Here is a 12587-nt window from a genome sequence, read left to right as displayed (position 1 = left end):
TAATATGTAACAATTTATTGCAAATTTGGTTACCAATTATGTAACTTTACTGTGAATTAGCGTCATGAGAATTATTACAACAACCCGTTTAAGAGAGTTCTATCATACGCATGCAGATTCGAAGATCGCGTTAGAAGTGTGGATTGCTAAAATCAAGGATATAAATATCCGAAACCTGAACGATCTTAAGCAAGTGGCCAATTCAGTGGATATTATTGGAAATAACAGAGTAATATTTGATATCAAAGGGAATAAGTATCAAATCATCACCGTCGTCCTGGTGCACCGGCAAATAGTTTACATCAGGTGGATTGGTACGCATGCCGAATATGATAAGATTGATGCCCATTCCGTATAAATCATATTATTGTTCAAACGACTCAAATCTAAGCAATCAATGAGTACAGTAACTGTAACCCCCATAAAAACAGCATTAGACTATCAAAATGCCCTGAAGCGCATCGACGAATTACTTATTTTAGATCCGACCCCTTATTCTGAATTGGACGATGAGCTCGATGTCATAAGCACTTTGGTTCATGCTTATGAACAAACGCACAACGATATTCCTAATCCGGATCCGATTGACGCAATCAAATATTTGATGGAAGAAAATGGCTGGAAAAATAAAGATTTGGAGCAATTCATAGGTCCCAAATCAAGAGTGTCTGAAATACTTAACCGGAAGCGATACTTTACCTTGCAGCAAATTCATAACCTTCATAAGCACTTAGGATTACCCCTGGAGATCTTTATAAATGAGAAAATGCCGCAGGCAGCATAGCAAAGCGCGATGAAGATGCTAATTCAGTTCAATTTCCTCAACCTGCTCTTTTTTAGCCAAGCGGCGAACCATGCAGTCCAGAACATAGAGATAAAGAACAGGCCATAAATGGCACTCCTTTTCAGCTCTTTGTGTTGCATACCAGCACGGATCAAAACACCGAAATAAACGACGGTGACTAACATAAGGATCGGAAGAGCCCATTTACTTTCGTAAAGCGACGGTTTTCTCTTTGGAGCCAAATCGTTGGCTCGTCCGTAAAGAATTAAGGTTTTTTCCAATTCATCGCAGAAGGTATTAAATGGTGCTACGTTACAGAAGTTTTCATTAGCAAAAATGCTCAGTTTGGGCTCGCTAAGTAGCCAGATGTCCAACGCTGTACCATTACCGTATTCCACTTGGAACGACTTGATGCTTTCAAATGGAATGATCCTGGCTTTGCCATTCAATGTTATTTCCACTGAATTTTCAAGGATAGTAGCTTCACCAATCCCTTTCCATCTTTTTCGGTTCGATAGAAAGAAAATAAACCCAATTATGAAAGATGCGATTGGAGTGATACTTATCCCTAAAAACTCTCCAAAGTCTGGAAGCAATAGACCAATTGAAATAGCTATACCAAAGCCAAGCAACATAAGACCAACCGCAACCCAAATGCGGCTATACTCAAAATTAAAATGATTCATAATTTAATAAGATTTTGATTATTAGCGAATTGCATAATACCAAAGGGGATTATGCAATTCGCAAAGGGTAATTAATCTTTTAGAGCAAATTCATTTATTCAGTCAGCTTGATATATTGAAACTCCTACACCTACTGCACCGATAGCGACACCCCACCACCCTTTTATAAAGACTGAGCCCACTGCAACCGCATAGGCTCCAAACTCTACTCATTCTTCGCATTAAAGGGGTTGTCAAAGGGATTTAGCATATAGTCTGAGAACAAATGGTAGATAATTACAAGAGCAATTCCGCATGAAAATACTCCATAATCTTGCTTTACCTTATAGTAACAGCGGATCCGGAACGCAAAGGGGAAGAGTGCGCTCTCCTTGGACAAAACCAAGAAATTTCACAGATCGGCTTTTGCCCTCTTGTTCTGTTTTCTTATTTAAAAAGGGTTATCCGAACATATAGGAGCCTGTTCTGCGGTTCATTCAATTTGTTTCCGCCGATTCGACCACTTGGAGGTTAGAGTATTAAAGGACCCCCATAATTATTACTAAGCTCGTACTCTTCATTCCAAAGTATTCTGGCATTTCCCCAACCTGTCAAGTTGTTAAAATGAACGTAGTTTGGATAAGATGGTCACATGCTACACTGCAAATAGTAGTTTGGCCTCATCAGACAACTTTATCAGCTCAATATTGAGGTCATTTTCCCAGTCGTTCATTAGGTATTATTGGGACAAATAGTCCGGAAGGTGGAATTCGCTGATTTAATGCATGAAGGTTCACATTATTAATACCAATGCCCATTTCCCAGGCAAGGCTCTGCAAAGTCAATGATACCTTCACTTTGTAGCTCTAAGAGCTTTTCTCTAATTGGCAAATACGACTCCGTTGCCGGGACATTCATTACAAAGTAACCGTCATTAAACTTTTCAGATTCGCAATTAAATGCGTTAAAAAAATCCCTAATTTCATTTGTTGGCACATTCTCAATTAGTATCACAACCTGGATAGTAGAATTTCCTGAATACTCAACTGTATCCCGGTATGTCAACCTTTCCTGGCTTTCATCATATTCTGCGTAGACGATGTTGTCCGCGCTGGTAGGTGCATAAAATGGGATATTGTCTATTTTGTAAAGTCCCTCGTCTTCATTAATGATTTCTGCCCAAACCGTTTCCACTGTCCAAGCATCTAGCACGTCACTATGAAACTCGAAAAGAATTTTCACGTGGTCAGTTGTTGGCATATAATACAGTAATGTTTATTTGAAAATGTCATATTCACGATGTACTGTCAGGTTGTTTTATTTCTATCTGGAAATTGATCTACCCGGGTCAACGTAGGAGCGCCACCACCATGATGACTAGAATTAGGATAACTTTTGACCCACTTAACTCCCTCAGGGCCCAAGTAGTAGGTATTCCAGTCTTCATCGCGTCCCACCTCAACAAGCGATTTTAACTTTTCATAGAGCTCTGCTCCCATCAAAGGGGTAGCATCCCTATGTTCTTTCAAAATAATATCTAACATTTCTTTAACCACGTTTGCGATAGACTTGGATGGAAATGTATTCTTAAAATTTGATAAGATAATTTTTCTATTGTTCTTATCATGAACGCTGATTTCTAGCCACTTAATATTAACTCCTACGCCCTCCTGCGAGAGAGTTGTTTTTGCAATTCGCGAAAAATTCAAAATTCGTTTGTGAAATAGCCACTTGAAAACCGGATTGATATTTTCAACTTCAAAGCGACTTTGAACGAGGTCAACTATCAATATATTCTCCCCCCGAATCATGTGGTAAGCCTCGTATGTGCTATAAATTAGCCATAACAAAACCACCAATGCTTCACCCAAATCGTAGCTTATTAGGGAATAGAGACCCAAGACAAACGGGATAACCAACATAAATGAAAGATAAAAGATTGATCCGGTAAGAGAACGATCATTCACGTCTATTACAATTCTGTCCTTACCGATTTTTATGAGATGATCGTGCTTATGCTTTCTAATAAAATGACTCAGCCTCAAGACTGACTTCTCAGTTTTACGATTCATTGCATTTTCAATAAAGCACTAGTATATACAAAAAAATCAAAAAATATCGGTAGGTAAAACTAAGGTGACACTAATTCCTACTTGTAACCCACTAAAACAAGCACATAACATTGCGGTATCAAACAAAAACATCCAATTGTTATGGAGCAATACTCATTTGACCAGCTGCCCCGCGCAGTTTCCGAGCTTCACCAGAAGCTGGACAGCATTCAAGACCTTCTTTTAGAATCTAGGCAGCCAGTTCCGCAGGCCATCGAGCTAATGACGATTTCCCAGGCGGCTGAGTTTCTTAATCTGTCGGTGCAGACGCTGTATGGAAAGGTCTGCCACCGGGAGATCCCGGTTAGCAAGAAGGGCAAAAGGCTTTACTTCTACAAATCTGAATTAGAGGAATGGATTAAATCCGGAAAGAAGAAAACGATGTCCGAACTCCAGGAGCAGCTTCCATCCCTTGTAAGTCCGCACAAAAGAAGACTTCGCTGAGCCAAATTCCTGAATGATGTCAGCTAATAATTATCCGTTGAACCTGCCAGGCAGCTACATACGGGTGCAGACCGGCTACTACAAAAAGTGTATGCAGCCGACTGTCAGCAAGGAATTTATGGAGATGTGGATCCCGTGGTCAGCCGAGATGCTCAGACAGGATCTAGAACCAAGTCAGATCAAGAAGATCAGAAAGTTTGATGGTTTTTGCTGCGTGCCGGATCATCTGGACTACAAAGAAATTGTCGGAAACTTTTATAACCTCTATCACCGGTTGGAAGCCCAGCCACAGCCAGGTGATCCGGCTAATACGCTCGGGTTTATACGGCACATCTTTGGAGAACAGTTTGAGCTCGGCCTGGATTATTTAAGCCTTCTTTACCAAAGACCCACGCAGAAGCTCCTGGTGCTGTGCCTGGTTTCAAAAGAGCGGAAAACTGGCAAGACCACTTTCCTGAATTTTCTGAAAATGATCTTCGGAAAGAACATGACCTTCAACGGCAACAGTGATTTCCGCTCGCAGTTTAATTCCGACTGGATGAATACTTTGATCATTGCCGTTGATGAAGTGCTGCTCGACCGAAGGGAGGATTCAGAGAAAATCAAGAACCTGAGCACCGCCCGGAATTCGAAGGTCGAAGCCAAAGGCAAGGACCGAAAAGAAACCGAGTTCTTTGGCAAGTTTGTCCTGTGCTCCAACAATGAAGAAAACTTCATTGTCATTGACCCGGCCGAAACCCGGTATTGGGTACGCAAGGTGCCGGTGCTGCCCTCGGAAAACATCCATCTGCTGGATTTAATGGCTAGCGAGCTTCCAGCTTTCCTGCATTATCTTATCTCGCGGAATCTGTCAGTTCCCATAGCACAGACCAGGATGTGGTTTTCGGAAAGGCAAATTCGAACAGAAGCATTGATGCGCGTCATCCGAAACAACCGCAACCGGCTGGAAACGGAAATGCTCTTTATCCTTCGTGAGATTTTTGAGAATACGGGCATCAGTAAGCTCGAATTCACCAATAAGGACATGCTTGAACTGTTGAAGCGGAATATGCCAAGGCTTACCCGCCAGCAGGTTTCCAATGTGCTGCAAAATGATTGGGGGTTGAAGCCCGTAGCAAACAGTTTGAACTACCAGACCTATTTGTACAACAGCTGCAATGACCTTGCCGCAGTGCATTCAACAGGCAGGTATTACAGCGTTTCAATGGACTGGATTACCCAAAAGTTTGATGAGGGGTTGTAAAACAAACCGCAACTTGTTAATTATTACAGCATAACACGCTCATCAAAGTATCTTATTTTATGATGAGGTATGATGAGCACGATGAGAAATCTCATCATGGTAAATATGCTTGATGAGGCTTTGATGAGCCCTTAACTTATATCATTATCAATTATTTATATCTATTTCTCATCGTCTCATCATAAAAACGGCTTCTACCAGCCTGCTTAAAACAGGTGTTTGCTTATCAAAAAATAAAACCATGAATATCAAGCAATTAAATCAGCTACCGATCACTGATTTTCTGAGTAGAATCGGTATTGAGCCCAGCTACAAAAGAGGCGAAAGTCAATGGTACGTCTCACCTATCCGCGAGCCAGAGCATTCCCCGTCGTTTAAGGTGAACACGGCCATTAACAGATGGTATGACTACGCGCTCATGCAAGGCGGGAAATTATTTGACCTGGCCGAAAGGCTCTATCCAAATCAGGATGCAAGTAATCTGGTGGAAAAGTTAAACAGCCTTTTTCTCTTTGAACAGCAAAACCAAGATTTTTCCTTGGCAGCTAAACCTATATGGCAAAGCGTTACTGAGAAACGGGTTAATGCTCCTGCTATTACTATCAACGAGATTAAACCCTTGGGAAACAATCCGGCAATAACCAGCTATTTGGAAAACCGGGGCATTCCGCTCGACATTGCTAGACCTTATTGTAAAGAAGTGTATTACCAGTTGGAAGATAAACAGTACTTCGCGGTTGGATTTGAAAACCGGTCTGGCGGGTATGAGCTGAGAAATGCTTACTTCAAAGGCGCATCCTCACCCAAGGATATTACGCATATTGAAAACGGAGGCAAGTCCATTTGCGTCGTTGAAGGGTTCATTGATTTTCTTTCACTGCTCACTTTGCAGAAAAGCCTGCACTCAATCCGCAGTGATTTTCTGGTCCTGAACTCGGTAAGTCTGGCAGATAGAAGCTTGGCTATTTTAGAAGGTTACCAGAATGTTTTCCTGTATCTGGATCATGACAATGCTGGTAGAAAAACGCAAGAAAAATACCAGGCAGCCGGACTCAATACTGTGGATGCCTCTTTAATCTACAAGCAGCACAAGGATGTCAATGACTATTTAATGGCTCAGAAATCTAGCCAAAAAGAAGTAAAAAAGCAGCAGACTTTCAAGAAGTCTGGCGGGCTGCATTTGTAAAGTCTTCAGAGAGCAAGTTTGTGTTTTCGCTTCGCAAAAACCTGTCCCGCTCCCGCGTGACTGAAACTTGCCATTTTCTCCCGGTGGTCGCAAAAGGTTTAAAACGAAAAATGGAATGTGAGATGGAAAAGACAGAAATCAAAGACAGAAAGCCCTATAACCCCAAAGGCGGCAGGCCACCAAAAAAAGTAAAACGGCAGAGCCAACTCATGGTCAGGCTGACAGAAACCGAGCGCTTTTTGATCGAAGAAAAAGCCAAGGTTGCCGGGATGAAACCAAGCGCATGGTTCAGGTTGGCTGCCAAGAAAGCAAAAGTTTTGGCCAGGTTAAAACCCGATGACCTCAAACATTTGAGAACGCTGACAGGCATGGCCAACAACTTGAATCAGCTGACGCACCTTGCCCATAAGGAAGGATTAACATTCATCCGGCAATCCTGCAAGGACCTGCTTCTGCAAATCGATTCGATACTGAAAAAGTTCGGAAGCGATGATCGGTAAGGTAACGGTTGGAAGCAGCTTCGGTGGTGTCGTCAGGTATGCATTGGAAAAGCAGCAGGCCAGTCTGCTGATAGCCGAAGGCGTAAGAACGGATCAGGCCCGATCCATGATCGATGATTTCAACATGCAAAGGAAATTAAACCCTGACCTGACGAAAGCCGTAGGGCATATCTCGCTGAGCTGGAGCAAGGAAGATGCCGCTAGACTGTCGCCTGAGATCATGAAGCAGCGTGCACTGGAGTACATGGGAAAGATGAAGATCAAAGGCACACAGTTTATCCTGGTCGAGCACCGGGACAAAAACCATCCACATCTGCACATTATCTATAACCGAGTAAATGATGAAGGCAAGACCATTTCAGACCGGTTTCAAAAAGAGAGGAACTATAAAGTCTGTAGAGAGATCACGCTTAAATATGGATATCCTTTGGGAAAAGGAAAAGAACAGGTCAACCGGCAGCAGCTTAAAGGTGCAGACAAAGTCAGATATGAATTATATGATGGAATCAAAGCAGCAAGTGCAGGCGCACAAAGCTGGGATGAGTTGAGCGCGAAGCTGGAAAGGCAAGGCATCGGAATCATCTTCAAATACAAATCAGGCACTAGTGAGATTCAAGGTGTCAGCTTTACCAAAGGCGGTCTGCAATTCAAAGGATCGAAAATCGATCGGAGTTTGAGCTTTGGGAAGCTGGATGCATTGATACGGCAGAATCAGAAACTGGCGATGGTGCAGCAGTTTCGAATGCAGCCAGAATATCTGCCTGACCGGCCACAAGAAAGATTCCGGCCCACTCCTCTCTCCCAGCATACTACGGACGATAAAATACTGGATGGCTTGCTCCGACCTGTCCAGCAATTTGACCAACAGATTACAGATCCATCAAAAAAGAAGAAACGTAAAAAATACTTAGGACAAAGCTTATGAAAAAGATAGAAGAACACCTCGAATCGATTGAAGAAGTGCTTTCACTTGTGATCAGGAAAAATGCATCGATTGAGAATCTGATCCAAATGGCGACTGAGTCGCAAAATAAAACGCTTGCAGATACGGTGATTCAGCTAAAAAGGGATTTAGCGCAGGATGCGTCAGCTCAACAGTTGGAAACCTACCTTTCCCAGATAGAACAAGCAGTTGTAAATGTCCCGAAGGCATCAGAAGTCAGGCACCACCATCATTTCGATCTTCAAGCGAAAGGCTTTATTATTTCGGCAGCATTACTGTTGATCTCAACTGCCATAAGCATCGCAGTAGCCATTAGCAATTACAACGAAAGCACACGACTGCAAGAAAGCGATCTCAAATTCCGGATTTCTAGACAACTAAGTCCAGCTGTCGCCGCGAGAGCAGATAGTATCTATTATACAGACCCGGAACGTGCAGAACTTGAAACGCAGAAGCTTGAGGCGCAGGAACTATCAGTCAAAGATGCGGAAGAGCTTTTGAAACGGCGGCAAATGGAGGCTCAGGAAGCGAAAGAGTTGCTTAAACAACTTAAAAAGGAATGAATATCATTGTAGGGGGGCAGGGCACCAACCGTTCTCTTACAAAATAGTCAGATTGGTAACACAATTGGCATATGCTAGTAGCATACGGTTGGATCATAAATGAGTATACAGAAAATTTAATGTTCTGTTACGTGTACGGTCAAAATTCAGGATGTTGCCTATTCATTTGTTAATTAGCAGTGTGGACCACTCGCTAGGAGCAGGTATAAAAGTGAACTGGTAGGTTATCTTAGGAATATCATCTTCCTACAATACATCGAAATACGCGACTTTAAAGCGGGTCGGACTGGGATGAGTAGAAAATATTTGATTGTGATTTATACCCCAATAGCATTTTAATTTCTTTTCAGCCAAATTCAGAGAATAGCATGCGAATTGCCTTGTTGATAGCCTTTATTTTTTTTATTTCATGCAAAGCAAAAAAAGAAGTGCTGGTGCCAGATCCTAAGCCTATTCCCGAGACTGATGGAGACACCTGTAGGATTAGTCGAATAACATTTCCGGGTAACGAAGTACTAGAATATGTCTACGCTGATCAGAAGATAAGTCAAATCATATTAAAGGCACAGGGTCGAGAATATGTCACGACGGCCAGATACGATGCTAATCGTCGGCTGGAAAAGCTTAGTGGGCCTCTTGTTGAATGTACCTACGAATATGATGAACAAAACAGGGTAATTAAGGAAAATAGGTTGCTAGACTTCAACGCACCACGCGGCCAGGGACATTATCAAGCTCGTATTTTCGAATATGACATTTTAGGGTTGATGGTTAAGTGCTCATATGTGGAAGGAGCTGATCACGGATTAAACACATCATTCATTCCAAAAGGTCAAATTTTCGCATATGAGATATATGAATACAATTCATTCGGTAATATAAAGGCGATGACTGAATATTATACCAATTATCCGTCTGCTGGATTTGTACTACTCAGGGAATGGGAGTATGAGTATGATGATAAAATTAATCCATTCTTTGGGCATCCTGGCCTGATGGACTATGGAATCTTTTTCGGAGCGGAATATGGCAACGCGGCGTTAGTTTTCTCCAGAAATAATCGCACTAAAGGTAGGGTGAAGGGTCTGGGTGAAGTACTTACCTCTTATCAATACAATTCGGCCAATCACCCAACTGTTGGAACTGACGTATTTTGGCAAAACGAATATTTGCGACCCGTAACTTTTGAGTATGAGAATTGCAAAAATTAACTACAGTCTGAACTTGAAAGAAAATAATCCAATTTCTTGTTTAAAATTTGTGTCCAGATGACTTTTCGAGTCGGAAGTTAAATCACGATCATTCAGCTTCACTGCTGGACGCCCCAAAACAAAATTCTGTCAAATTACCCAGGATATAGTTTACCCTCCTCTGTTCTGCATATTCCAAATGGGCACTGATCCATTCCTCGGAATGATCGTTTTCGAGTATTTTCTGGAATTCTTGTTGCAAGTAAAGCTTGACATCTTCTTTCGCCAAACGCATCTCCTCCCACAACGACGTGCGGTGGTTCAAAATGTAAACCAAATCTTCAAAGTCGGTACTTGTCCTTCCATCGTTGCCGCCTCGATTCTTGAATGCCTCCAACTTACTTGCGACCAAATACTCCGGTCGGAATATGTTAATCTTGTAACCTTCTCCCAAATCATATTTTACCGCCGTTTTGAAGCCTTCCGGATACCAGATATTACTGAATCCGAGAACCTGTTTGTCGGTAGGCATTACGTCGACAATAATTCCTTGTACTTTATATCTGCAGATTACACCGGATTCCATGTCATTGGTAAATCCTTTAGACCGTAACTTTTCCTCCAAATCCGCATAAGCTTTGTAACCAGTTACTTCAATTAATACATCTACGTCGTCAGTAGGCCTTACTTCTTCTGCAACACGCTGTACATACAAGGCTACTGTTGCCCCACCGATAAAAATTGCAGAATCTTGCAGCTCTTCCAGCGCGTCGTATACGGCTTTGATACGTAGAATATTCTCTCTTTGACTCATTTTCTAAGGATTAACATCTTCATTTGCTCCAAGGCCATTTTCTTCTCTCTCGCTCGTCCAACCCGCAAAATATCGATACCGGAGAGTAATTTGTAAAGTACCTCATCCTCCAAGACTGCTTTTGTTACTCCTTTGTGAAGCGGTTCGATGGATAGACCCCGCATAGTTCCCTGCTCGTCCTTCCAAACGTAATCAACCGACCCAAGAAAATGTGCTTTGTAAAAGGGGTTGGAATACGCGGTTGGAACACCGGTTACAATTTGCCCCGGCACTGCTGGAAAGACGTAAGGCAACCCGAATTCAATAAATTCGACAAGGTTATTAACCCGTACCTTTTTTTTGCTTTCATCTATCAACCCCGCAATATGGCTCCGGCTTAAAGATTCCGAAACTTCGGACACGCTTATATAAAGCTGTGAAGACAAATCTCGGTATTGCCAGGGCTTACCTTCTAAACAGATGATTTTTAACAATATCACCACGTCCAAGGGACGCATTCCGTTATGAGCTTTCATGACGTAAATATACAATTCTGTTCGCTGTTTGCAAATCGCGAACAGCGAACAGAAAAAAGTCATCTTCCACCTGCGGCAGTCTAGTAAGGTTTGAGCTTATATCTCGAAATTGAATATATTGCTAAAACCTTACTCTATAATGATATCATGGGACTATTTGACGGTAAACAACTTGAATATTTAGAGGACGAAAGAAAAAAACTCTGGGATCGGCTAATTCGCAATGAAAAGTATGCAAAGGAGTTAGAAAAGCAAATTCAAAAAAAGGCTACAGACTCGGAAAAAGACGCTGCACAAGCTTCAAGAAAAGCGGCGGAATTTCGAAATAAAGCTGAGGAACGCTACCAAGAAGCCTCTAATTTTGTTAATCAAATTGAAGTTGAGATAGAAACTGCACGAGCAGCTGTTAGCCAGATCAACAAAACAAAGATAGATATTGACGAAGACGAACAATCGATTCAAGAAACTATTGGGAGGCTGGAAGAACTTGAAATCAACTATCAACAAAGATTAAGAGACGTTGATACAAGTATAACAAGAATAAACGCATTTACAACCAAGTATCCCGACTTGGAAACTAAGATAGAAGAGATCAACGGGTTCATTTTAAAAGTTGAAGAGAATCTTGACAAATCTGGGGTAAGTCTTAGTGCTTTAAATAAAAGAAAAAGGGAGGTTGACGACTTGTACCGCGAGATATTCGGATACACCGAAACTAGCGATGAAGATGGCGATGCAACCAAAATTGAAGGCTTAAAGGATGAATTAGAATCCAGTTATAACAAACTCTCTGAAAATCTCGTAGCAGCACTTGAGGAAGTCGAAAGATTACATAGCGATTATTCAACTAAGTATTCTGAATTTGAGAGTGGGCATAAGGAGGGCTATAAGGCAGTAAAGGACGAAATAGCAAGTTTATTGCCTAACGCTTTAACAGCAGGATTGAGCGCAGCATTTTCAAGTAAAAAAGACAATGAAGTTGAAGCGTCTGAGAAATTACAGAAAAATTTCTCTCTCGGAATTTATCTCATGATAGGTGTTAGTGTAATTCCCTTGATCATTAGTGTCATATTTTTGTACCAAGGAGTGACTCTGGAACAAGTCATTATGAAAATTCCAAGACTGGTTCTCGCAATTATCCCAATGTATATTCCTGTTCTATGGTTTACTTACTCGGCAAACAAAAAACTAAATCTTTCAAAACGGTTGATAGAGGAATATGCTCATAAAGAAGTATTAAGTAAAACATATGAGGGTCTCTCTACTCAGATTTCAAATATTAACGACAAAGCACAATCTGAGGAATTGAAATTTAAACTGCTTTCAAACTTTCTCCAAGTCTCGGCTGAGAATCCAGGTAAGCTTATTTCCAATTATGAAGTATCAGATCACCCGATTATGGAGGCCCTGGAACAGAGTTATAAGTTCCAAATTGCTATTGATCGGTTGGAAGGCGTTCCTGGCCTAGGGAAAATTGGCGCAATGTTAGAAAGCAAAGCGAAGAAGAGGATGACCAAACGTGAAGAAAAAATCGTTAAGGCCCTGGGTGTGGATGAGCCTGAGGATGTTGAAGACTAAAAAGTGCTGTACCAACACACACACCGGCCCGGGCATTACAAAAATACCCGG

At 41.7% G+C, this 12587-nt stretch carries 15 protein-coding genes; 10 read left to right on the top strand and 5 right to left on the bottom strand.

Annotated elements, in window-relative coordinates:
* The first annotated feature begins 64 nt into the window (after nucleotides 1–64).
* Both FXO21_RS07720 and FXO21_RS07715 read left to right on the top strand, forming a co-directional pair.
* Nucleotides 65–358 (top strand): type II toxin-antitoxin system HigB family toxin, encoded by a 294-nt coding sequence (locus tag FXO21_RS07720; RefSeq protein ID WP_149639548.1) that lies wholly within the window; start codon nucleotides 65–67, stop codon nucleotides 356–358.
* Nucleotides 359–397: 39 nt separating this feature from the next.
* A complete protein-coding gene (locus FXO21_RS07715; protein WP_149639547.1) occupies nucleotides 398–784 on the top strand; it encodes a helix-turn-helix domain-containing protein in 387 nt (128 codons plus the stop codon).
* Nucleotides 785–807: 23 nt separating this feature from the next.
* Here the strand turns inward: FXO21_RS07715 and FXO21_RS07710 are convergent, their stop codons facing one another.
* From FXO21_RS07710 to FXO21_RS07700, 3 genes are all read right to left on the bottom strand, one after another.
* Nucleotides 808–1470, bottom strand: coding sequence for a hypothetical protein (locus FXO21_RS07710; protein ID WP_149639546.1), 663 nt, complete (start codon nucleotides 1468–1470; stop codon nucleotides 808–810).
* A gap of 780 nt (nucleotides 1471–2250) precedes the next feature.
* Entirely contained in the window at nucleotides 2251–2709 is a 459-nt protein-coding gene (locus tag FXO21_RS07705; RefSeq protein ID WP_149639545.1) for a DUF4265 domain-containing protein, read from the bottom strand.
* A 47-nt stretch (nucleotides 2710–2756) separates the two neighbouring features.
* A complete protein-coding gene (locus FXO21_RS07700) occupies nucleotides 2757–3521 on the bottom strand; it encodes a hypothetical protein (protein WP_149639544.1) in 765 nt (254 codons plus the stop codon).
* Between the two features lie 141 nt (nucleotides 3522–3662).
* Here FXO21_RS07700 and FXO21_RS07695 point away from each other — a divergent pair, with 141 nt between their 5' ends.
* The 7 genes from FXO21_RS07695 (at nucleotide 3663) to FXO21_RS07665 (ending at nucleotide 9650) form a co-directional block, all read left to right on the top strand.
* Entirely contained in the window at nucleotides 3663–4004 is a 342-nt protein-coding gene (locus tag FXO21_RS07695) for a helix-turn-helix domain-containing protein (RefSeq protein WP_149639543.1), read from the top strand.
* A gap of 13 nt (nucleotides 4005–4017) precedes the next feature.
* Entirely contained in the window at nucleotides 4018–5247 is a 1230-nt protein-coding gene (locus FXO21_RS07690) for a primase-helicase family protein (RefSeq protein WP_225865609.1), read from the top strand.
* A 241-nt stretch (nucleotides 5248–5488) separates the two neighbouring features.
* Entirely contained in the window at nucleotides 5489–6433 is a 945-nt protein-coding gene (locus FXO21_RS07685) for a toprim domain-containing protein (protein ID WP_149639542.1), read from the top strand.
* A 122-nt stretch (nucleotides 6434–6555) separates the two neighbouring features.
* Nucleotides 6556–6933, top strand: coding sequence for a plasmid mobilization protein (locus FXO21_RS07680; RefSeq protein WP_192579185.1), 378 nt, complete (start codon nucleotides 6556–6558; stop codon nucleotides 6931–6933).
* A complete protein-coding gene (locus FXO21_RS07675) occupies nucleotides 6923–7858 on the top strand; it encodes a relaxase/mobilization nuclease domain-containing protein (RefSeq protein ID WP_149639540.1) in 936 nt (311 codons plus the stop codon). Before FXO21_RS07680 ends, FXO21_RS07675 begins: the two co-directional genes overlap by 11 nt.
* A complete protein-coding gene (locus tag FXO21_RS07670) occupies nucleotides 7855–8439 on the top strand; it encodes a hypothetical protein (protein ID WP_149639539.1) in 585 nt (194 codons plus the stop codon). Before FXO21_RS07675 ends, FXO21_RS07670 begins: the two co-directional genes overlap by 4 nt.
* A gap of 368 nt (nucleotides 8440–8807) precedes the next feature.
* Entirely contained in the window at nucleotides 8808–9650 is an 843-nt protein-coding gene (locus FXO21_RS07665; RefSeq protein ID WP_149639538.1) for a hypothetical protein, read from the top strand.
* Between the two features lie 88 nt (nucleotides 9651–9738).
* Here the strand turns inward: FXO21_RS07665 and FXO21_RS07660 are convergent, their stop codons facing one another.
* Both FXO21_RS07660 and FXO21_RS07655 read right to left on the bottom strand, forming a co-directional pair.
* Nucleotides 9739–10443, bottom strand: a complete 705-nt coding sequence (locus tag FXO21_RS07660; RefSeq protein WP_149639537.1) for a nucleotidyl transferase AbiEii/AbiGii toxin family protein — start codon at nucleotides 10441–10443, stop codon at nucleotides 9739–9741.
* Nucleotides 10440–10958, bottom strand: a complete 519-nt coding sequence (locus FXO21_RS07655) for a hypothetical protein (protein ID WP_225865608.1) — start codon at nucleotides 10956–10958, stop codon at nucleotides 10440–10442. Before FXO21_RS07655 ends, FXO21_RS07660 begins: the two co-directional genes overlap by 4 nt.
* Nucleotides 10959–11048: 90 nt before the next feature.
* Here FXO21_RS07655 and FXO21_RS07650 point away from each other — a divergent pair, with 90 nt between their 5' ends.
* Nucleotides 11049–12536 carry a hypothetical protein gene (locus tag FXO21_RS07650; protein ID WP_149639536.1) on the top strand — a complete coding sequence of 496 codons (1488 nt, stop codon included), beginning with the start codon at nucleotides 11049–11051 and terminating at the stop codon, nucleotides 12534–12536.
* The last annotated feature ends 51 nt before the right edge of the window (nucleotides 12537–12587 follow it).

This window comes from Dyadobacter sp. UC 10, from assembly GCF_008369915.1.
Taxonomy (GTDB): domain Bacteria; phylum Bacteroidota; class Bacteroidia; order Cytophagales; family Spirosomataceae; genus Dyadobacter.
The sequence above is the reverse complement of the archived record's forward strand: the minus strand, read 5'-3'. Positions and strand labels throughout refer to the sequence as shown.